The organism is Paraburkholderia aromaticivorans, assembly GCF_012689525.1.
GTDB lineage: Bacteria > Pseudomonadota > Gammaproteobacteria > Burkholderiales > Burkholderiaceae > Paraburkholderia > Paraburkholderia aromaticivorans_A.
The window spans coordinates 3,220,384-3,242,211 of record NZ_CP051516.1 but is presented as its reverse complement, the minus strand read 5'-3'; the positions used below and the strand labels follow the sequence as shown (position 1 = coordinate 3,242,211).

20 protein-coding genes and 1 pseudogene are annotated in these 21,828 nt (G+C 57.4%); 12 read left to right on the top strand and 9 right to left on the bottom strand.

The genetic code is table 11. The annotated features are described in order from the left end of the window. Window positions 1–459 precede the first annotated feature (459 nt). A complete protein-coding gene (locus HF916_RS42725) occupies window positions 460–1,302 on the top strand; it encodes a hypothetical protein (protein ID WP_168794683.1) in 843 nt (280 codons plus the stop codon). Window positions 1,303–1,378: 76 nt separating this feature from the next. Then, a complete protein-coding gene (locus HF916_RS42720; RefSeq protein WP_168794682.1) occupies window positions 1,379–1,705 on the top strand; it encodes a hypothetical protein in 327 nt (108 codons plus the stop codon). Window positions 1,706–1,941: 236 nt separating this feature from the next. Here the strand turns inward: HF916_RS42720 and HF916_RS42715 are convergent, their stop codons facing one another. The 4 genes from HF916_RS42715 to HF916_RS42700 all read right to left on the bottom strand — a co-directional run bounded on the left by HF916_RS42715 (window position 1,942) and on the right by HF916_RS42700 (window position 6,105). After that, window positions 1,942–2,655: an FRG domain-containing protein gene (locus tag HF916_RS42715; protein ID WP_168794681.1), complete on the bottom strand. Its 714-nt coding sequence runs from the start codon at window positions 2,653–2,655 to the stop codon at window positions 1,942–1,944. A gap of 36 nt (window positions 2,656–2,691) precedes the next feature. Then, window positions 2,692–3,183 carry a hypothetical protein gene (locus tag HF916_RS42710; protein ID WP_168794680.1) on the bottom strand — a complete coding sequence of 164 codons (492 nt, stop codon included), beginning with the start codon at window positions 3,181–3,183 and terminating at the stop codon, window positions 2,692–2,694. Between the two features lie 694 nt (window positions 3,184–3,877). Further along, window positions 3,878–4,342: a hypothetical protein gene (locus HF916_RS42705; protein WP_168794679.1), complete on the bottom strand. Its 465-nt coding sequence runs from the start codon at window positions 4,340–4,342 to the stop codon at window positions 3,878–3,880. Beyond that, a complete protein-coding gene (locus HF916_RS42700; RefSeq protein WP_168794678.1) occupies window positions 4,339–6,105 on the bottom strand; it encodes an SUMF1/EgtB/PvdO family nonheme iron enzyme in 1,767 nt (588 codons plus the stop codon). The genes HF916_RS42705 and HF916_RS42700 overlap by 4 nt, the downstream gene beginning before the upstream one ends. Before the next feature lie 316 nt (window positions 6,106–6,421). On the opposite strand from HF916_RS42700, the gene HF916_RS42695 reads away from it, so the two are divergent. Then, window positions 6,422–6,907 carry a DUF1353 domain-containing protein gene (locus HF916_RS42695; RefSeq protein ID WP_206001977.1) on the top strand — a complete coding sequence of 162 codons (486 nt, stop codon included), beginning with the start codon at window positions 6,422–6,424 and terminating at the stop codon, window positions 6,905–6,907. 65 nt (window positions 6,908–6,972) lie between these two features. On the opposite strand, the gene HF916_RS50015 is transcribed toward HF916_RS42695, so the two are convergent. Both HF916_RS50015 and HF916_RS50010 read right to left on the bottom strand, forming a co-directional pair. Beyond that, window positions 6,973–7,491 carry an IS630 family transposase gene (locus HF916_RS50015; protein WP_240975720.1) on the bottom strand — a complete coding sequence of 173 codons (519 nt, stop codon included), beginning with the start codon at window positions 7,489–7,491 and terminating at the stop codon, window positions 6,973–6,975. Between the two features lie 137 nt (window positions 7,492–7,628). Further along, window positions 7,629–7,973, bottom strand: coding sequence for a helix-turn-helix domain-containing protein (locus tag HF916_RS50010; RefSeq protein ID WP_206001976.1), 345 nt, complete (start codon window positions 7,971–7,973; stop codon window positions 7,629–7,631). 290 nt (window positions 7,974–8,263) lie between these two features. On the opposite strand from HF916_RS50010, the gene HF916_RS42685 reads away from it, so the two are divergent. From HF916_RS42685 to HF916_RS42650, 8 genes are all read left to right on the top strand, one after another. Further along, window positions 8,264–9,469: an SEC-C domain-containing protein gene (locus HF916_RS42685; RefSeq protein ID WP_168794677.1), complete on the top strand. Its 1,206-nt coding sequence runs from the start codon at window positions 8,264–8,266 to the stop codon at window positions 9,467–9,469. A 539-nt stretch (window positions 9,470–10,008) separates the two neighbouring features. After that, window positions 10,009–11,019, top strand: a complete 1,011-nt coding sequence (locus HF916_RS42680; RefSeq protein WP_168794676.1) for a GlxA family transcriptional regulator — start codon at window positions 10,009–10,011, stop codon at window positions 11,017–11,019. Between the two features lie 215 nt (window positions 11,020–11,234). Continuing rightward, window positions 11,235–12,446, top strand: coding sequence for a M24 family metallopeptidase (locus HF916_RS42675; protein WP_168794675.1), 1,212 nt, complete (start codon window positions 11,235–11,237; stop codon window positions 12,444–12,446). A gap of 84 nt (window positions 12,447–12,530) precedes the next feature. Then, entirely contained in the window at window positions 12,531–13,790 is a 1,260-nt protein-coding gene (glyA, locus tag HF916_RS42670; RefSeq protein ID WP_168794674.1) for a serine hydroxymethyltransferase, read from the top strand. Window positions 13,791–13,818: 28 nt separating this feature from the next. Next, window positions 13,819–14,259 (top strand): dihydroneopterin aldolase, encoded by a 441-nt coding sequence (locus HF916_RS42665; protein WP_168794673.1) that lies wholly within the window; start codon window positions 13,819–13,821, stop codon window positions 14,257–14,259. 169 nt (window positions 14,260–14,428) lie between these two features. Beyond that, on the top strand, window positions 14,429–15,226 hold the full coding sequence (locus HF916_RS42660; protein WP_168794672.1) for a creatininase: 798 nt from the start codon (window positions 14,429–14,431) through the stop codon (window positions 15,224–15,226). A 25-nt stretch (window positions 15,227–15,251) separates the two neighbouring features. Beyond that, window positions 15,252–16,709, top strand: coding sequence for a purine-cytosine permease family protein (locus HF916_RS42655; RefSeq protein ID WP_168794671.1), 1,458 nt, complete (start codon window positions 15,252–15,254; stop codon window positions 16,707–16,709). Between the two features lie 312 nt (window positions 16,710–17,021). After that, a complete protein-coding gene (locus tag HF916_RS42650) occupies window positions 17,022–18,404 on the top strand; it encodes an MFS transporter (protein WP_206001975.1) in 1,383 nt (460 codons plus the stop codon). A 120-nt stretch (window positions 18,405–18,524) separates the two neighbouring features. Here the strand turns inward: HF916_RS42650 and HF916_RS42645 are convergent, their stop codons facing one another. Next, entirely contained in the window at window positions 18,525–19,529 is a 1,005-nt protein-coding gene (locus HF916_RS42645; protein WP_168794670.1) for a hypothetical protein, read from the bottom strand. A gap of 277 nt (window positions 19,530–19,806) precedes the next feature. Here HF916_RS42645 and HF916_RS42640 point away from each other — a divergent pair, with 277 nt between their 5' ends. Continuing rightward, the gene (locus HF916_RS42640; RefSeq protein WP_168794669.1) at window positions 19,807–20,376 is read left to right on the top strand and encodes a thioesterase family protein; all 570 of its coding nucleotides are present in this window, start codon (window positions 19,807–19,809) and stop codon (window positions 20,374–20,376) included. 5 nt (window positions 20,377–20,381) lie between these two features. On the opposite strand, the pseudogene HF916_RS42635 reads toward HF916_RS42640, so the two are convergent. Together HF916_RS42635 and HF916_RS42630 are read right to left on the bottom strand one after the other, a co-directional pair. Next, window positions 20,382–20,612: pseudogene (locus HF916_RS42635) on the bottom strand (helix-turn-helix domain-containing protein); the annotation flags it as partial. Window positions 20,613–20,709: 97 nt separating this feature from the next. Continuing rightward, window positions 20,710–21,765, bottom strand: a complete 1,056-nt coding sequence (locus HF916_RS42630; RefSeq protein WP_168794668.1) for a threonine ammonia-lyase — start codon at window positions 21,763–21,765, stop codon at window positions 20,710–20,712. Window positions 21,766–21,828: the final 63 nt, after the last annotated feature.

Genomic DNA, 21,828 nt, shown 5'->3' with positions numbered 1-21,828 from the left:
GCCAATCATCACTAGGCCACAACCCTATGTAAGGTAGGCGGCCCCAGCGGCTACTAACCAATCACAAGGAAGCATCAAACAATATGGTCTACATCGAGCATGTGGCGGCCTAACCGTCAAGGGAACCGGCCAGAACGGACCGCAGCGGTAAAGCCTTCGCGCAACTTATTTTCCCAATCCGGCACGCGTCGGAGGCGCTCGGCCACATCGGCATCTAGCCAGAAGCGAACAAGCGGGCGTGGATCGTCCGGCGTGCCGTCGTCTAGGATTTGGACGGCGCTTGGTCCGGTGTGTCGGGGGTATCGTCAGGTTCCATAGACTTCCCGGAAATTGAGATTCCAGATTGATGTACCGCACCAATTTAGCAGACACGATGAACAAGTAGTAGGTGTTCAATAACTTGGGAATTTCCCGCTTTTTATGGGGGGAAGCCCGACTCCACAACAAACAGGAACATGATTGGATCAACAAACACTTGCCGCTGAGATTCAGCGCGCAATTCAAAACGACCCCGACCAAGTGGCTATGGCTGTACGGGCAAGGGTGGACAAGGCGGGGGCCGAAGCTACGGCCGATGCCGCCACCTCTGGGCACGCGGTGACGGTTAAAACAACCGTGTATCTCGAAGATGGTTCTAAGAACTGGCCGACAACTCTTGCTGAGATGGTGTGTAAGACGCCAAGCATAGCGAAGGGTAAGGCCGCCGATATCGCCGCGCGGCTTACCATGGAACTGGCGTTGGACAAGCCGTTTCGACCATCCCGCCTAAGTAAGCCACTGTCCGCGAATGCACTGCGTATGGTGCGGCCGATCCTCAGCAGTTGCGGCTATGAAGTATCCGGTTTGGCGAAGGGGACCGACATTGTCCGAATCGTTCGGGATAACCTCCGCAGAGGTGTGACAGTGCCGCAGACGATCACGACGAAATTCTATGCGGACCGGGTGGAATTGGACGGGAGGAGCTTCGCGTACCGACAGCGAGACAGAGTGCCCACCGGTAACGCGTGGCACGATCTTTCGCTCCGGCTAACCATTGGGGTGGCGGGCGTGGACGTACCGTTGGCCGCAGTCCTCAAACTCCGCAATATTGGAATAGGCGAGTTTATTCAGGCCGACGAGAGGGCACGGCATGCTGCAAGCGCCGGCGAGGCGGAAAAGCGGGCGACCATCGACAGACCCGCCAGGCCACATCCCGCCGTGCATAGGCTATCGCAAGCGCCCACGGATGCGCCGGGGGCTTTGGTGGCCCAAGCGGCCATGCGTATTGGCCCCGTACAGTGCCAAGCGCGTGACATTACATAGCCGCTGTCTAGTCTAGCCGCCAATTGGCGGGCACCCACAAAAAACCCAATGATAAACAGTAGGACTACGCAATAAAATGAGCGTGCAATTGAATACAAACACCCAATACGACGAGGCTGTATGGACGATGCTGGACCCCGCAACCGCTTGGCCGACCTTGCCGGAGGATATCAACCCGGAGCGGGGCGGCCCGGAAAAGCATTTTGCAGAATGTATCCGCGAGAACATCGCACGCGCGCGGCGGCATCTTGCAGACCTCGAGCGTGCCCTAGGGCGGCCCGGCTGGTTCGAGGTCGAGGACGATGCGTTCGACGGGTTGCAAGAGGCAACCGTGGGTATTGAGGTGGCTGTGCGTGCCCGGATGATGCTTGCCCAAGCCACGATTGCTGAGGCGATAGCGTAAGGCCGGTTATCGCTGTGTCGGAAAACCTGAAAACCCCGCAGCGGCAGCCCCTCCCGTTTTCGCCCTGACGGAGGCGGATACAGCCTTGCGGGTCCGCCGCCTCGAATCATATCTCAGGACTAGCCTGCCTCAACTTCGATACGGTCCGGGTAGATACTGTTTTCGTGGGATTTCTGCCCAACGTACCGGTTTAGGGGGGAGTATAAATTAGGATCGGGTGACCACACTTGGCCTCGTTAAAGTCTCGGGAGACTGTTCGGATTAGTCTCGTGTTTCCAGTTCAGGTATCGACACAGTCCCACAATATCGGGAAATAATGTGCTTTCGTTTATGCCGCAGCGATCCAGTTCGCGGACAACGTCCGCCTTGCTGCTCGCCGGGATCACGAACTCGGACAGATTGTCCTTCGTTTCCGCGTTGTTTTCGAGAGCGACAAAGCGCATGGAGCCTTTCGAGTATCGATGCACAGTGAACCAGCCGTGTTGTGCCACGATCCGCTCATTGGCAAGGCGCGGTTGTATCACCTTTGTCGCGGATATCTTGAAGGGATCAATGGATGACGCGTCCGGCATTAGGTGGGCATCCGCCTCTAAGGCATAGACATATCCGTCACGATCACCCGTATTGAAGCACGCGAACCACAAGGCCGCGAGAGGGTTGCTGGTCCAATCTAGCAGCCGCGTCTTCATGCCGAAGTGTTGTGCGAGCACCAGTAAATCCAATGTGTCAAAGTCCCGATGCTGAAACTTAGTCGCGCCCATTCGCTCTAGTGTCTTTAACAAAGCTTGTTCCTGTTCTGTTGTGTCCTTTGTCGGCTCAGCCCTGGCGATGCCCGGCAACAGATTCCTCTTGTGGGATTGTCCCCGGAACAACGTGTGGTAGGTGACCAAATCGAGCATTTCGGTCTGTTCAAGGAACTGCGTGAGAGTTTTTATCGTTTCTGTTTGCATAACATGCCGCCCCCGGCGTATTCGACTGCTGCGAGTTTAAGGTTCTGACGTCCGCCCCGAGAAACCTAGGAGTATCCAACCGAACGCGGCTACAGCGGCGGATATAACTAGTCCTATGACCAACGCTGTTTGGAACCCATGCCAATCGCGGACACGAACCGTTTTGGCGTGCGGGTGTGCCGCGAAATAGTCACTCAAAATCTTCGAATAGATATTTCTTGTCGCATCGTCGACCATCCAGCCGGCAACATCTTTTTCATTGCTGATTTTCAGATTGCCGGCGCCGAATAGGCGTTGGTACATCGACAGCCTGTCAGACGGAGGTAGGTTGTGCAAGTCAGTCTGCGCTTGCGCCCATGCGTCGTGTCCGGTCTGCTCTTGGTACAGTCGCGGCTCATCCATTTCATTGACGGGTACGTCAGTGCCAATGGCTGCGGAAGCTGCGAAAAACACGGTCACAGCCAGGATAAGTAGGGCAAGGCCAAATACGACAATCCCCAAACGCCGAATGCCCTCGGATATGTCCATTTGTTCCCCAGGAAAGACGCGTGCTTGTTGTTAGATACCGACGTTCAGCGTTACGCCGCGAGGCTACCACAGGGCCATGCCGGGAAGGGCTTCGATTCACGTGAATCACTTCCGGCCGGGATGCAAAGCAGTCTCATGTAATGAAAGGCAGGGTCCTTCCCGCCCTCCTGAAAGCGTGGGCATTGCGCGCGCTCGACCAAAAACTAGCTAAAAAATTTTCAAATTTACTTGCGGGGGCAACTTGCGGGTCAGGCATCTATGAAAGTCGCGTCCAGAAAAAGACGGACGGGTAAACCAACCGCAACTAACCACGCAAATTGCCCCCGCAACCAACGCTTGACCCCGCAAGCGGAAGTAGGAAGATGCCGGTGGAACAGCGACAGCGGCCTATTCGCATATAATAAACGTGCGTCAGAGCGTCTCCCTGGCCAGCAGATAAGCGCTCAACCTCATCCGGCGACGCGCCGCTTTTGGTGGCCGATAGTCGACACGAAAGTGGCGGCGAAGTTGAATAAGCCGAAGGACAACTAGTGCGAAGCCGGATCTGAGCCCCTCAACCACTAACTGTTGTGGCTTCTTCTAATGCTTGGAACTCTAAGTACGACGCCGTGAGCCTAGCCGAATAGTTTCGATAAACGCAATCCGTTTTATGTTAATAGCTTCGATCATTAAAACCGACTAAAAAATTAGAAATTCACATGGTTGGACTCACGTCATGAAAAAGTGCACGCATCGCGGGCGCAATTCTTTTTTTGGTAGATTGATATTTATCTAGGACCAGGCCATCGCTGCCTGTGTAGTTGATGGAGCGCACTGTAATCCCGTCTTTTAATAATCGAAAAGATGCGGTTCGGAGATAGTGCACAATATCCCATTCGCGATCCGCCGAATAAATCAGGGCGAGCGAGCAATCCGAAGAAATATCTTCCTCGTCGGCAATTGACCTTGCCCGAAAACCATATTCATTGACAGTTTCAACTATTGCATCGTTAAGGTCGGGTATCGCAACCTGTCGGTTTTGAACTACGCAAACCGTTGTGCCGGTGATTTTTGGAAAAAAAAGTCTATCTCCATCTACCGAACTTTCTGACGTTAATGAACCGCACCCAGAAAGTATAATTAACAGTAAATACGGCCAGTGGCGCATGGACTGATTCATCTTGATACTCCTCTCGCAATCCGGAACCCGATATCGGATGCCCCCAATCCTTGTGGAATCGATTTTCGTTCCGATGTCCGTGTATCAAGAACGTCCGTCTGGAAGCTTGCTCCTGCCACCAAAGTCGAGCCACAGAAATTATTTACAAACGGAACTCCGTCGTTAGGTAAGGTTTCGTTTGATGCGGAACAATCCGCCAAGAGTTCACGAGTATTTCCCATGATGTCGTAGAGGCCCCACGAGTTTGGTTTGAAATGACCCACTGGAGACGTTGTCTTAAATCCGTCGTTGCATGGGAAGTTAATACCCCAAAAGGTCTCGGCTCCTTTTTCGTCCAGAATATTTTCGAATGCACAAATTTCATCTTTTCGATAAGGGCGAATATCCGTAACAATGCTATGATTTCTACCTTTGGCGGCAAACTCCCACTCAGTACTAGATAGAAGGCGGTATGAAGGTGATGTAGGACTTTTCGAGTTAAGCCATCCTATATAGGCTAAAGCGTCTTCTCGGCTGACGCAGACAACTGGATCATCATCGGTCTGCTTGAATCCGGGATCTTGCCAATTTTGTCCCTTGCAACTTGTATTTGCCTGATACCGCGTTTCGTTGGTGAAACGTCGGAATTCAGAAACGGTAATTTTTTTCGTCGATATTTGGAACGGGCGTAGCGAGACATTCATTAAAGATTCACTTGCAGTATGACCAATTTGCTCCGGAGGTGACCCGATAACAAGGGGACCACCGGGCAGCTCGATCATGGCTGGACAGACAGCGCAATCCTGAGGCGTGGCGACTGTTGGCAAACTCAATGAGACTTGCGGACGTATTGGTGAATTCGAGGAAGCGCCCGAAGCAATATGAACTGAAGAGTTAATAGGGCTAGGAGGCGTGTCAGGAACTCTGAAGACTATGTCTCCTTTGTCGAAACGTGAATCTCGTATGGTACCGCTTTGAGGTGTTTCGTCAGTGACATACAATGAGAGCTTCCTTGAAAGCCAGAGGCCTAGGTCTCTGCCGCTAATGTAGCCTCCTCGGTTCAGCTCATCGATTTGTCCGCTGATCGCTTGAATAAGTAGCGGGGTGAATTGACTGATCTGGGGAACCGTCTGTTTCTCAGTTCCTGCGCTGATAAACTGCCTCACCGGGAACGCCGCTGGACCAGAGTAATAACGAGCTAAGTCGGCATGATCGAGAGAGAGGGACGCCGACATAGTACGAGAAGAAAAAATCGCTCCGGAAAAGCAACTATCGAAAACATAAATTGCGTGGCGAGCTTTGTAATCAGCCGAGTCGCGGACTAATGCAGACATCGACTGAGCTTTCTGAAGAAAGAGTTGCTGGTTCGCAGGATCCGGAGCATCAGTCGGTACCAGAAAGCCAATATCGTTTATTGAATATCCATGTCCCGAATAGTAAATAAAAAGGCGATTGTTTTCGCTCTGCGCATAACTGGCAAAAAACATCTTTAGGGCCTGAGCCAACTCGTCACCCGTTGGGTCGAGAACGAGCATGACCTTGAAGCCTTCGTTTCGAAGCGTATCTGAAAGCTGTTTGGCGTCCTTAGTTGCGTTGGGAAGCGTGGGCCAAACTCGATAGTTCGCGACGCCGATAACCAGAGCGTAACTGGCCGCGTAGAGGGGGACTTCCGTGCCACTGACTTCAACTGAGGGCTGGGCTGGGTTCGTGGGGTCAAGAAAAGTTGACGCTGCGACAGACCCTTGCATATAAAGAATAAGAAGCAGAACCAAGATTTTCCGCATGGCATGACCTCAGAGACGGAGTCAGCAGTTATGGTCCTAAAGCTTACTTTGTGCTTTCGAATACCGGGGTTTTTCTTACTTCTGTCAGCGACTCAAACGGTATTCCCAGTCATACGATAGATGATTGTTATGGCAAGTATTTCCCGGTCTGGAGAAGCTTATGCCTTGGTATAGTCGGCGCGATTTCATCAGAATGTCAATGGGGATTTTTGCGCTTTCTCAGCTCGCGGTCGTGAGAGCGGAAAACTCAGAGTCTCCGAGCGCGAACTGTCAAGAAACATTAGCCTCCGAGCGAGACCCATGGATGCTTTGTTGGATGCAGACGGCCACAAAGGGCGTGTCAGGCCCACTTAGGTTAATGCGTTTTCTCGACCCAATGTATGCGCTATTGGACCCAATCACCTGGCGTCCTTCTACAGAGTCGGAAAATCCTTATCCAACTGTTATTGCGCCTCGGGGCTTTGTTACAGATTTAGCTAGCATTCCTCCGATTTTTTATTCCTTACTTCGTCCCGACGGACGTTATGCTTACGCTGCTATCATTCACGATTACTTGTACTGGGAGCAAAATACGAAACGAGAAGACGCGGACGAGATATTTCGTTTCGCGATGGTCGACCTGGGTGTATCACCGCTTCAGACCGCCACGCTGTATAATGCAGTTCGTAGATTTGGCGAATCGGCTTGGAAATCAAATGCAAACCAGAAGGCAAACGGAGAAAAGCGTATTCTGGCGTCGTTTCCCAATGATCCGACTGTGACGTGGGATGTCTGGAAGCGAACACCTGATGTTTTCAAATAAGGATCATTATTGCAAGTCGTTGGCCGAATAAACTGGCTGCCGAGTTCCCAGAGGGCACTAAGCTCTCAACAAAAAGTGAATCTGTAGTCTGCCCCGAATCCCTGAAGGATTACATCGACATCAGCCTCAAGGGTTCGGGTGTCGCGGGCCTTGAAGGCCAGCCACTCGTATTTCATCTTGTGCCAGAGCTTCTCGATGCGATTGAGCTCCGGGCTGTACGGTGGCAAGAAGTACAACGTCAAGCCTTTCGCGTGTAGCAGCCGGAGGTAAGGCTGCAGTGCGCGGGCCGTGTGGACCGATGCATTGTCGAGAATCACGGTCAGCGGCTTGCCGACGTATTCGACCAGCAGGCCGAGAAATCCGGCGAACAGCATCGAGGTCATCGTCTCCCACAGCTTCACTGCAAACAGCCCTCCCGAGGACAGCAGAGCTCCGACCACGTTCAGACGCTTACCGCGCCGGGCGTCAATCATGTGTTGCTCCCCGACTGGCGTCCAGGCACTTCGATTCGGCTGCGCTTGCGCGAAGCCAGCTTCGTCTACGTAGGCGAGTTCGATTTCGCCACGCTGGGCTTGCTGGACCAACTCCCCAATTTCAGATTGGGCTTGTCGGAACCGCTGTTCGTCCCGCTTTTTTTTAAGCTATGCCGGGTTCGCTTCTATACCAGCCCCGCTCGCTTGAGAACCCCTGTCAGCGTATTGCGATGAACCCGAATCCCGAACTATTCTTCGAGTCGTGCCAGCAGTTCGGGTGCCGTCAGCGCCTCCTGCGTCGCCCACACCTTCAACTGCTCAACCTGCTGCGGCGACAGCTTCGACGGCGCACCGCTACGCGGCGCGTCCGACAGCCCCGCCATGCCTTTCTCCAACCAACGATAGCGCCTCTCGTACACCGCCTCCAACGTCAACTCTTGCCGCCTGGCTATCTCCTTGGCGGGCACGCCGTCGCTAAACATCAGAATCGTCCGGGACCTGTCTCGTGTTCGCCAATCACGGCGGCTTCTCGCCAGAACCTCAAGCTCGCTACGTTCTTCCTTCGTCAGTTCCAGCGGTTTCAATACGGCCATCGTCTATGTCGCGGTTCTTGCTCGGCCCGGCAGTATAGAGATACTTTTCATGAGGCGCTTAGCTCACCGCCAGCTTTCTCTTCCGCTCAGGTTCTAGATTCATTCACGCTTGCTTAAGAAGTCCAAAATGGCGCTGTTCGACCAAAGCCGATAAGAACGCAGGTTCTTTGATCGAGCTGGGAAGGGTGGTCGCGCCGATCACGTTTGATAGGTCGCGTTCGCGCTAGAATAGAGGTGAGGGCGGCTGCGGACGCTCAATCAGATTTTTCATCTCATTTGGTTGCATCATCGTGTCAACGTATTCCGAGGAGCTGGATTTTCAGCGCGTCGCGGCGGACCGTTTTTTATCTGACGGACTCGGCGCGACTGCGCGGCCGCTTAACGCCTACGGACCTTGCTGGTGCGGTTCGGGAAGAAAATGGAAATTCTGTCATAGGATCCGTGAATCGGAGAGCCGGGTTCCGTTCGGCGCACTGATGTCGCTTGTTGCGAAAGCTGAGAGCGCTTGGGTTCGCGACAGTCATACATGCTTGCATCCCTTGGCCTCGCCTTCGACTTGCTCATCCAAGGTAATTGATTCGCACACGGTACAGCGGAAAGGAGGACTTGCGGCCATCGCAGAAAACAATCACGTCCTTTCGCCCAAAAAGGGTGTGCACAATATTGAGAAGAATGGCGGCAAGATTGTTCCGGCTCGAATAGGGCTTCGTGATGCTTCGACTTTTCCTGGTTTCTGTAACGCTCACGATACGCAGATGTTCAAGCCGGTGGAACAGGCCGGTGCCACCCTTGATCGAATGAACGCGTTCCTACTCTCCTTTCGCGCAATCGGTTACGAGTACGTGATGAAACAGTTCAACTTGGCCAGCTACCCTGTGCGCCGGGATAACACCGACAGGGGATTCGATTTTCAGCGGCAGGTCTATGTCCAAGAAACGCTCTATGGCTATAACGAGGGCGCTAAGCTGGCGATAGAAGATATTATTCGCCTGAAAGCTATGTACAATAATGCGTACAAATCGGGGGAGTTGACAAACTTCAAAGCGTACGCAATTTCGCTTGATTCGGTATTGCCATTCGTCGCATCTGGAGCATTTCTCCCAGAGTCCGACTTCAGCGGCAATGCGCTTCAGAGCATTGGAATTAAGGCGGGTGTCGATGAAATTGCTTTCAACGTGACTGTACTTGGAAATGTGTCCGTTGCCGTGTTTGGGTGGTGGGGAAAGCCTGACGGCCCATCGAGCCGGTTTGTTGATTCGTTCGAGAACCTGCCGAACGAAGATAAGGCGACCGCTCTCGCGGTTTGTGCATTTGAGTATCTCGAAAACCTCTACTTCCGTGATAGCTGGTGGAATTCGCTTTCCGCTGACGAGCAGCGAATGTGCGACAAACTCATTCACGAAGGAATGGGTAGGCGTTCACCGTCGGCTCTCCGTGATCGGCTCATTCCGCGCATAGAAGCAAAGCTTACTGAAACGCTGGATTTCCGAACCTGAGAGATAGACAGATGATTCGCGAGAGCGGCTAATCCAAAGTGGGGACCCGACCCGCCACTAACGGAACCAGGTGGTTAGACTTTTGCACCCTAGGGTAGCTTAACTGTTACACTGAACTGCTTCGCCGGTAACACTTGAATTGCGTAAGTTGTTGATTTTATTAGGTGTGTCGGAGGTTCAAATCCTCTCGCCCCGACCAAGATTAAAAAGCCGCACGCCGTAAGGCGTCGCGGCTTTTTCGTTTTCGGGGCCGCCACTGCGACAAGCCGGCGATCGTTCGTCGCGCCTCTCACGATCAGACCGCCCATCACCCGAGCCGCACAACACGCCGACCCGGACCTCTCGCACGCAACGTGATACCTGCAACGCCCGCTTTTCATTCTTGATGGTTTGCGGCCGCCACCGTCCAGAGATTCTGAGACCGTACCGACTCTGCGACGAGCCCTAAGCCCCATTGCAGCAGCCGAACAAAACGCCGTTATGATGACGCTTGCATCAGTTGGCATCTCTCCTCGTGTCGTCCCATCCGAACTCCGTCTATGGCAACCACCGCGGCCACGCCTGAAGAACCCAAGCCGAGTGGGCTGCACGATCTGGGCGTCAAAAAGTACGCGTTCCTGCTGCTCGACAATTTCTCCCTCATCGCGCTCGGCGCGGCGGTCGATCCTCTGCGAATCGCCAACATGATCGTCGGGCGCCGCGTGTACGACTATCAACTCATCGGAATCGCCAAGGAGTACGCGCAATCGAGCGACGGCATCAAGGTGCTGCCCGACGCAACGATCGCCGATCCCGGTTCTTTCGATGCGGTGTTCGTCGTGGGTCCTAATCCGATCCCGCGCAAGGGCATCGGTGCGGTGCTCGATTGGCTCCGCCTGCATGCACGCAGCGGCACGGCGCTGGGCGGCCTCGACACTGGAAGCTACTTCCTCGCCCGCGCGGGTTTGCTCAATGGCTACCGGTGCACGATCCACTGGGAAGATCAGGACGTCATGCTGGGGCAATTCCCAAAGCTGATCGTTTCCAACCGTCTCTATGAAGTCGATCGGGACCGCTATACATGCAGCGGCGGCGTCGCGCCGCTCGATCTGATGGTGCACCTGCTCGGCATGCCGCCGGGCAGCCGCTCGCTCGCCGCGCGCGTGCTCGAGTTGCTGGTGGCCGAGCGGCGCAGTCACGAGCAACGGCAACGCACGTCGTTGCGGCAATACATAGGCGCTGAACATGTGAAGCTCGACGAGGCGCTGCAGATCATGGAGAGCAACGTCGAAGAGCCGCTTTCCGTCGCGGAAGTCGCTTCATTTCTGGACGTCTCGCAACGCCAGCTCGAACGCTGGTTCAATGAGCGTCTCGGCAAGACGCCGGCGCAAGCCTACCTGGAGATTCGTCTGCTGCGCGCGCGACAACTGCTCTACCGCACCGGCAAGCCTCTCGAGGAAGTGTGCTCGCGCACAGGCTTCACTTCGATGACGCACTTCGCCACGCGCTACAAGGCGCAATTCCAGATCTCGCCCATGGCGGATCGTCGGCGCTATCAGAACGCGCTTTAAAGCACACCGTCCCTGTTCCGATGCCCGCGCGCCATCGCCGTGCGCGTGCACCTGCGCCTGTTCGAAACGGCAATCCGACGGCACCAGCGCATCGCAGTGGTAAACCCTCGATGTCGAAATCGAAAAGTATAGTGTCGCTTCGGAAAACGTTCGAAACCACCGAACTCCTACCATTCGCTCACACCTACTGGCCTTTTTCACCAAGGAGCGAGCGCATGAAAATGGAAAATCTGATTCGAATCGAGAACGGCGAAAAGGTAAAGCACACCTTCTCGGATGCGGAATACGCGAACCGTCAGGGCAAGCTGCGCGCATTGATGGCGAATGAAAATATCGATGCCGTGCTGTTCACGTCGTATCACAACATCAACTACTACGCGGACTTCCTGTACTGCTCGTTCGGCCGTAAATACGGACTCGTCGTCACGCCGGAGAAAGTGGTCTCCATCTCGGCGAATATCGACGGCGGCCAGCCGTGGCGTCGCACGGTCGGCGACTACAACGTGGTCTATACCGACTGGCAGCGAGACAACTTCTTCCGCGGCGTGCAGCAGGAGATCGACAACAAGGGACGCGTCGGTCTCGAGTTCGATCAGGTGCCGATAGATGTGCTCGAGAAGCTCAAAGCGGCGTTGCCGTCGGTGGAATTCGTCGACATCGGCGCGCAGACCATGCGCATGCGCATGATCAAGTCCGCCGAGGAAATCGAAGTCATCAAACACGGCGCGAACGTGTGCGATGTGGGTGGCGCGGCGCTCGCGGCGGCGGTGCATGAAGGTGTGCCCGAACATGAAGTGGCGCTGGCCTCGACGCAAGCGATGGTGCGTGAAATCGCCAAACGTTTTCCCGATTCCGAACTGATGGACACGTGGACGTGGTTCCAGTCCGGCATCAACACGGACGGTGCGCACAATCCGGTCACCACGCGCAAAGTGCAAAAGGGCGACATCTTGAGCCTGAACTGCTTCTCGATGATCGCCGGCTATTACACCGCACTCGAACGCACGATGTTCTTCGATCACTGTTCCGACGAGCACCTGCGCTTGTGGAAGGTCAACGTCGAAGTGCATGAAGCGGGCCTGAAGCTGATCAAGCCGGGCGCGCGCTGCAGCGACATCGCCCACGAGTTGAACAAGATCTACGCGGAGTACAACCTGCTGCAATACCGCACGTTCGGCTACGGCCATTCGTTCGGCGTGCTCTCGCATTACTACGGCCGCGAAGCAGGGCTTGAACTGCGTGAAGACATCGACACGATTCTCGAACCGAACATGGTGGTTTCGATGGAACCGATGATCATGTTGCCGCAAGGTTTACCCGGTGCGGGCGGCTATCGCGAGCACGACATCCTCGTGGTCGGCGAGAAGAACGCAACCAACATCACCGGTTTCAAGTACGGCCCGGAACACAACATCATCAAGGCCTGATTCAGAGTCTGAACCGGACCAATCGCGATCTGATCCTGCGGCTGCGGCCGCAGGCACAAACATGATGTTGCAGGAGACGTCTCGATGTTTTCAAAAGAACAGACCATCGCCGGGTTCGATCCGGACCTGTCCGACGCCATGCTCCGCGAGCGCCAGCGTCAGGAAGCGCATATCGAACTGATCGCATCGGAAAACTACACGAGCCCGCGCGTGATGGAAGCGCAGGGTTCGGTGCTCACGAACAAATACGCGGAAGGCTATCCCGGCAAGCGCTATTACGGCGGCTGTGAACACGTGGATGTGGTCGAGTCGTTGGCTATCGAGCGGGCGAAACAACTCTTCGGCGCCGACTATGCGAACGTGCAGCCGCATAGCGGTTCGCAGGCCAACGCAGCGGTCTATCTCGCGCTGCTCGCGCCCGGCGACACGATTCTCGGCATGAGTCTCGCGCATGGCGGCCACCTCACGCACGGCGCGAAAGTGTCGTCCTCCGGCAAGCTCTACAACGCGGTGCAGTACGGCGTCGATCCGCGGACCGGTTTGATCGACTATGACGAAATCGAACGACTGGCACTCGAACATCGCCCGAAAATGATCGTGGCGGGTTTCTCCGCGTATTCGCGCGTGCTGGACTTCGCACGTTTTCGTGAAATAGCGGATCGCGTGAACGCTCTTCTGTTCGTCGATATGGCGCATGTGGCGGGACTCGTCGCGGCTGGCCTGTATCCGAATCCGTTGCCGTTCGCGGACATCGTCACGACGACCACGCACAAGACGCTGCGCGGCCCGCGCGGCGGCCTGATCCTCGCCAAAGCCAACGAGGCGATCGAAAAGAAGCTGAGTTCGATGGTGTTTCCCGGCACGCAGGGCGGCCCGCTGATGCACGTGATCGCGGCGAAGGCCGTGGCGTTCAAGGAAGCGTCGGGGCCGGACTTTAAGGCCTATCAGCAAGCGACGCTCGCCAATGCACGCGCCATGGTTACCATATTCAACGAACGCGGCTATGACGTGGTGTCGGGCGGAACAGACGATCACCTGTTCCTGGTGAGCCTGATCGCGAAGGGCATCACGGGCAAGGATGCCGACGCCGCGCTGGGTCGCGCGCATATCACGGTCAACAAGAACACGGTGCCGAACGATCCGCAGTCGCCGTTCGTGACCAGCGGCATTCGAATCGGCACACCGGCGATCACGACGCGCGGTTTCGGAGAAGCAGAAGCGGCACTGACGGCGACGCTGATTTGCGACGTGCTCGACCACCTCGGTAACGCAGAGACGGAAAGCCACGTACGTGAGCAGGTCTCGCAACTATGCGCGCGCTTTCCCGTGTACGCAGGCTTCTGAGCGCACGCCTCACCGTGATGAGGTTCCGATGAATACGATGCGAACTCTTCCCGCGATCGAGTGGGATGTCGTGATCGAAGCGCTGCAGGCACAGACGCGGGTCGGCATTCACGGCCACGAGCGTGCGCCGCAGCCCGTCGTGATCGATGCCGTGCTGCATTGCCGGGCCGAGGCGCTGCCGGAGCATATCGATGCATGCCTCGACTACGACGCGTTGTGCCGGATGTTGTGCGCCTATCTCGATGCTCAGGCGCACACCGACCTCGTGGAACGGCTCGCAACCGACATACTGGCGTTGGCGTTCGAGCACTTTGCAGTGCTCGACAGCGCGGTGCTAACGCTTTACAAACCCCATGCTGTTCGCGCGGCGGCGCGCGTGGGCGTGCGCTTGCACTGGAGCCGGCTCGACTATCTACGCTGGTCCGGCAATATGAGCGCCGAACGCGCTTCGCACACGCTGCTAGCCTGATCTCACCTGACAGGGAATAACATGACCGACACGCGGATGTCGAAAACAGGAAGCGTTTTGTCGTGTGCAAAAACATTTCCACAATATTAGGCCCATACGATGGTCTCGAGTCTACGGGAGTGACAAAGCGAGTCACCCCCAGCGGAATAACAACCAGGAGACGTCTTCGATGCAAAAGAGCGTGGTAATAGGCGAGTTGGCGTGGCCCGAATATGCACGCCGCGTGCAGCAGGACAAGCAACCCATTCTGATTCCGATCGGCGCCTTGGAGCAGCATGGCCCGCATATGTCGATGAATCCCGACGTGCTGCTGCCGAGCGCCATCGGCGTCGGCGTCGCGCAACGGATCGGCGCGCTGGTTGCGCCGGCCATTGCGTACGGCTACAAGTCGCAACAGAAGAGCGGCGGCGGCAATCATCTGTGCGGGACGACGAGTCTCGACGGCCACACGTTGTCGTCGACAGTGAAGGACATTTTGAAGGAATTCGCGCGGCACGGCGCGCGCAAGATCTGCCTGATCAACGGGCATTTCGAAAATTCGATGTTCGCGGTCGAAGGCATCGATCTCGCGCTTCGGGAATTGCGCTGGGAAGGCATTCACGATTTTCAGGTCGTGATGCTGTCGTACTGGGACTTCGTCACCGAGGCCACCATCGCGCGCATTTATCCAGAAGGGTTTCCCGGCTGGGCGGTCGAGCATGGCGGCGTACTCGAGACTTCGCTGATGCTGCATTTGCATCCGCATCTGGTGGACATGTCGTGCGTACCCACGCACGCGGCGGCCACGTTCGAGCCGTACGACCTGTTCCCGCCGGTTCCGCAGTGGACGCCGCCGTCCGGTTGCCTGTCGTCGGCAGCGGCTGCATCGGCGGAGAAGGGCGCGTTGCTGTTCGACGTTTGCGTCGACGGTATTTCGCACGCCCTCGGCGAAGCCTACGAGGCCCGCGCAAAAGCAACGGACGCCTGAACCCACCATCGATCAGGGGAACGCAATGGGAAGCTACGAAAGCCGTGATTCGCACACTGAAGTGGCCGCGGATAAGGCCTGGAGTATCGAGCAGCACGCAATCGATCCAATCCCGCTGAAGGACCGGCACGGTACGCCGGCCGAGTTGTTCAAGATGTGGATCGGCGCCAACACCAATTACGTGGTGGTCGTGACGGGCGCGCTCGCGCTTTCGCAAGGTTTGTCGCTCTGGCAGGCGCTCGCGGCCATCACGGTCGGCAATCTGCTGGGCTGCTTCGTGCTGGGTCTGACGACGATCATGGGCCCTCGCACCGGCACGTCCGGCATCATGACCTCGCGCAGTTCGTTCGGCCAGCTCGGTTCATTTCTGCCGAAGGCCGTGAGTCTCGTTTCGGCGCTGAGCTGGTTTTCGATCAACTCGGTAGTCGCGACTCAGGCGTTGGAAAACTTGCTGAAGATGGGCGGCTTGCACAGCCATGCAGTCGTGTGGATTTCGCTGGCGATCATTCTTGCCGCGGAGATTCTGCTCGCGATCTTCGGCCATGCGACCATCATTGCCGCGGAGAAATGGATCGCGGTGGTGCTTGCGGTGCTGTTCGGCGGCCTTGCGGCTTTCGTGCTGCCGCATACGAGCTTCGCGATGGCGTCGGCGATCAACCACGGTGGCGGCTCGTTCAGCACCTGGCTCATCGCGATGGGCATCGTGTTCTCCTATCCGATCGGCTGGGCGAATTTCGCCTCCGACTACAGTCGCTATTTCCCGGCTGAAACGAGCTGGAAAAAGATCGTGCTCGCGGCGGGAGGCGGCCAGTTCGTGGCGCTGATGTTCTGCGAAGTGATCGGCGTGCTGTTCGCCACGGCGCTGGGTGGCTCGCTCGGCGACGATCCGGTGAGTCAATTGGGACGCTTCCTGCCGACGTGGTTCATCGTCCCGCTGCTGTTCTCGATCATTCTCGGCGGCATCGCGGCCAATGTGCCGAACGGCTACACGGCAGGTCTCGGATTGCTGGCGTTGCGCATTCCGATCAACCGCATCACCTCGCTGACCATCATCGCGCTGTTCACGCTCTGCTTCCGCGTGGTGACCGTGTTCTATGGCCAATTCTTCGACATGTACCAGGTGTTCCTGAACTACATGGTGTATTGGACGGCGCCCTGGGCGGCCATCGTGGTCGTGGATTATTTCATGCGCCGCGGCCGCTATCAGGCCGACGCGTGGATGAAATGGGGCAGCGGCGCCTACTGGTACGACGCGGGCATCTTCTGGCCCGGCGTGATTGCGCTGATGGCGGGTATCGGGGCGTCACTCGTATTCTCGAATTCGCCGACCTTTGTCAGTCCGTTGATGCGCGATTACCTCGGCTGGGGCGATCTGAGTTTCGAGTTCGGGCTGATCTCCGCGGGCTTGACCTACTTCGTGCTCGCTCGCCGCAGTCCGCACTTCCGGACCACAACCGACACCGTAGCGCATGTAGCGTACTGATCACTCTCTTGTAGTACCCGAACCTTCCAAGGTTGCCCGCGTCGAGGCTCGACGGCAGACGAATGCCGTCGGGTCTGACGCGGGCTTTTTTTTGGCCTTTTTTCCGGCTCGTTTCGCAGCCGGTCTTGTGTAAACCCGCGATGTCGAAATCAGAAAGTGTTCCGTCGCGACCGAAAATCTTCCGCCTGACCGAGCTTCTACTATTTGCCGAAACGGCACACACCCGCGCGAACAGAGCGGATCCTGGACAGACGGCCGCAAGAGTCGTCGCCACAACCTGGCAGTCCCACGTTTCACGTTTGGAGATCGTAGATGAGTACCAGAAAAGCTGTTTCAGGCAGTTCAGCGGGTGCCGGCGTGATCGCGCCGGACGACGGCGCTTTCATGCACGCAGCCGCTGCGGAGCAGGGGCGCGCCCGCGTCGATGGCCGGCTGCTCAAACGCGCGGCGACGGCCAGCTTTATCGGCAACTTCGTCGAGTGGTTCGATTACGCGTCGTACGGCTATCTCGCCACGATCATCGCGGTCGTGTTCTTTCCGCGGACGGATTCAGCGACCGGCCTGCTCGCCGCCTATGGCGTGTTCGCGATTTCGTTTATCGTCAGACCGATCGGCGGCATCGTGTGGGGCCATTTCGGCGACAAGATAGGCCGCAGGACAGCGCTCTCCCTATCGATTTTGATCATGTCCTGCTCGACCTTCGTCATTGCGTTTTTGCCGACTTATGCGCAGGTTGGCGTACTCGCGCCGATTCTGCTACTGCTGGTTCGGGTCGTGCAGGGTTTCTCGGCTTCCGGCGAATATGCCGGCGCGTCCGCCTTTCTCGCCGAATACGCGCCTGAAGGCAAGCGCGGCGTTTATACCAGCATCGTGCCGGCGAGCACGGCGGCGGGACTTCTGTTCGGCTCGGTGTTCGTGGCCGTGCTGCATGCCGTGCTGACGACGGAACAGCTTCATTCATTCGGCTGGCGTCTGCCGTTCCTGCTTGCCGCGCCCTTCGGACTGATCGGCCGTTATATTCGCGTGCGTCTGGAAGACACGCCGAAATTCAAGGCGCTGGAAGCGTCCCATCATGTTCCGCGCGCACCGATCAAGGAACTGATGAGCGTGCACCGCGGCAAGATGCTGATCGCCTTCGGCGTGACGTGCCTGAACGCGGTTGCGTTCTATCTGGTGCTCAGCTACATGCCGACGTATCTGTCGACGGAAATGGGCATGGGTGAAACCGAGTCGTTCATTGTTGCGACGATTTCGCTTGCTGCTTATATCGGGCTCATCTTTCTGATGGGCAAGCTCTCCGATCGGGTGGGCCGCAAGACGATGCTGATCGGCGCGTCCATTCTGTTCGCGCTGTTGACCGTCCCGCTCTTCAAAGGCCTGGTCGGCGCGAGCTTCGCGACCATCGTGATGATCCAGATTGCTTTCGGCGCGTTGTTGACGATGAACGACGGTACGCTGCCGTGCTTTCTATCGGAAATCTTTCCGACGCGCGTGCGCTACAGTGGCTTTGCGTTCTGCTTCAACGCGGCCAATGCGCTATTCGGCGGCACGGCGCCGCTCGTCGCCACGTGGTTGATCGGCGCAACGGGTAGCAAGCTGGCGCCGGCATGGTATCTGGTGGGCGCTGCGGGCGTGGCGCTCGTGGCGATGCTGGCGAGCAAGGAGACGTCGCGAAGCCCGTTGGCCGATGATTGAGGGGCGCTCACGAAGTTGCGACAGGTAGCACGCCCCGTCGCCCGTGAGCGGAACGCCGGCAGCCGGCTCGACAGGTCAAACGGTCCGGTCGGGCCGGCCCGGCGGCTAACCGGTATGACTCTACTGTTGTCCGATCACGATAAACGTGGCCGTCGCGTCGATGAGCGCCTGTGCGTACGCCGCGGAAGTGAGGTCGGCACCGTGAGCATCGCTCTGGGCAAAACACCAGATCCAGGCGCCGTATAAGCGGCCGGGCTCGATAGAGAAATACGGCGCCTCGTTTCCATACTGCAAGGCAAGTTCCCAGTCCTGGCCGGGGAAGCTGGCGTTGTTGTGCTCTTCATACCACGAGGTTCCGTCGCTCCAGACCCAGTACTCGTGATCGAGATCCGTCCGCGAAGGGCCGCCGTCGATCGGCGCACTCCAGACGAGGACGCCGAAGCCCGCATGCTGGTGGGCGGTTCCCAGATAAGACTTATCGTGCCAGACGTAGTTGTATGGCGTGTACGCGCGCACCTGCGCCAAGCCGGCCGGTCCTTGTCCAGGCGGAAAGCCCGGAACATCGCGCATGAACAGAACCTCGACCCCGGCACCGCATGTCAACGCGCCGCCCTCCTTGCCGATCGTATACAGGAATCCGAACTGACCGGTGTTCTTATCCGCCCATACGGTTTGCTGCTGATGGGCGCCGCCGCCGGCATTCGTCCAGGCGTCGTTATACGGCACGCCGCGCACATCGATCCGGGTATCCTTTGCCATTGTCATGACGATGCTGCCCGATGTGCCGCCCAAACCGCGGATGCCGCTGCCTGATAGCAGGCCGAGCGCGGACTCCCGGGAGAGAGGTCGGCCGAGCCTGGGCTCGGTCCGTTCGATCTTGAGCAAGCCGGTGCGCGACGCTGTGACGAGCGGTTTGATCGCAGCCGCGAACTCTTTGTCTTGAGCTAAGACACGCCGGAGCGCCACATTCGCCGCCTCCGTCGCGGCGGCGAGATTCGCGCCGCTCGCTCTGCGCCGTTCCACGATCGAATTAAATTTTTCCTGAAGAAGAAGCCGCGCGCTTTTCTGTGTGGTTCGACCCAAGGCGCGCAAATCCGCAGCGCCGGTGTTGGTTGGTTTCTTCATGGTCTACCTCCGATCGTGTCCGGCTCGAACGTGAACAGGTTCGTGTTTACGGTGAAGTCGCTTCCCTCTCTTTGTGTAGAACGAATCTCCGTCGTGATTTTTTTTCTCGCAACGCCTGATTGTTTTCGCCGGGCGAGCGGCGAGGCTATCGAAGCCGCTTGTTTTCGAGCAAGCGCTCTACAGATTTGCCTGTCATCCGCATCCCGTATCCCATCCGCGCGTCTAACATGCACGTTTGCCTGCCGCGTGCAGCGCGTCGCCACCACCGGGTTTTCGCATGAGTCTGCTACTTCGTTTGTTGCTTCTGATATTCACCAGCCGGCGCCGCAGCCGGCTGCATGTGCTCGATACGTGTGTCACGCCGTTTCGGGTCTGGTTGAATGACCTCGACGTCTTGCTTCACATGAACAACGGTCGTTATTTCACGATCCTCGATCTGGCGCGAGTCGATCTGATGATGCGCAGCGGCTTGTGGCGTCAACTGAAGGCACATCGTTGGTATCCGGTTGTCACGCTGGAAACGATGCGTTTTCACCGCTCGCTCGAACTCGGCAACCGCTATGACGTCCAGACCCGTGTGATCGGCTGGGATGAGAAGCACATCTTCATCGAACAAGGGTTCGTGCGCGACGACGCGCATGTCGCGGTGGCCATCGTGCGAGCGCGCTTCCTGAAGCGAAGCGGCGGTGTCGTGACGACTGGCGAGTTACTGCAACTGTCCGGCGTGACGCAGCCATCGCCGGCGTTGCCTGAGTGGGTCGCGCGTTGGAGCGAGGCCGAAGGAGGGATGGCGTTTCCGTCTTCTTCTACTCCAAGCCGGGATGCGAGCACCGTCACGCGACGGTGAGCACTCACACGCGGCGCGAGCCGATACCGCTTCGTACGCGGATGCTTTCTCACATAGCCGAGATTCTCCAGCGTGTAGATCATGCGCTGCGCAGAGCTTTTGGTGATGGACGTCGCTTCCGCGACTTCCGGCAGCGTCATCGGCCGGCGCTGCGCACTGAACGCGCGTAGCACCGCGATTCCCTTCTCCAGCGACTGATTGAACAGGGCATCCGGCGTTTCGTCGGGCTCCGGAATCTCAAGCGTGCCGCCCAATCAATGTTTCCACGACTGAAGGCCATTAAATACGAATCGCGCTTTCGTAAGCGCGCCGTTCAACTCTGGTTCCCATGTCCTATTCGTAGTCACGAAGCCGCGACGGCATGAGATACGCAGACCGGTCGTCGTTCAGCACCGAAGCCAGAACATGCATATCAATGCCGCCTCCAGTCAGCACAGCGGCAATGCGCTTGCCGGCAAAGTAAGGATGGCGGGCCGCGGCAAGCGCGACTGCCCCCGCGCCTTCGACGACGAGATGATTGTGTTTCGCCAGACACCGTATGGCCTCGGCCGTATCCTCGAGCGTTGACACGATGACGCCATCCACCAACGCATTGAGGTATGGCCAATTTGCGTCGAGCACGGTCGAGACACCGATGCCCGCGACCATGGGAGTCGAGTCGACCGGCACTTCGACGATAGCGCTGGCCGCGAGAGAAGAATAGAAAGGTGCCGCCGCCTCGCTTTCGCACGCATACAATTTCGCGCGCGAGTCCCAATGCGCGCACGCCAGCGCAATACCCATGATCAGTCCGCCGCCGCCGAAGGGCACGAGGATCGCGTCGACATCCGGCAGGTCTTCCAGGATCTCCTGTCCGATCGTCGCGTCGCCGACGACTACATCGCGACACGCACAGGGATGCAGAAACGTGCCGGTTTCGCCGGCCGGTATTTCACCGCACAGTATGGCCCACCATCTTTCGTAGGTGACTTCGATCACCTCGGCGCCCAGCGAGCGAAGTGCCTCGATCTTGCTCCTCGCTGCCGTATCGGTGACATACACTCTGACGTCCGCGCCGCGAACCCTCGTTGCTTCGGTCACGCCAAGGGCGAAGTTCCCGGTGCTCGCCGTATAGACACCGTTCGACAGTTGAGCTGGCGTGAGGCGGGATACCGCGTTCAGCGCGCAGCGTATCTTGAACGATCCGCGCGGCTGAAGGTTCTCCGGTTTGAGAAACACGCTTCGATCCGTGGCGGCCGAGTACGGCAGCAGCGGTGTGCGAATGACGGTCCCCCGGATCGTCTCGGATGCGCGCTCGATGTCGGCTTGGGAAACGTCGCCCAGATAGCCCGAGCCGACGCCATTCTCGAATGGCGTGCGCGCATGATGCAGGATGCCCGAAAAGTTCATGATGTCCTCGCTTTCGTATTCGTTGAAGGGATCGGCGTGCGCGGAAAGGGCTCGACTTACGTT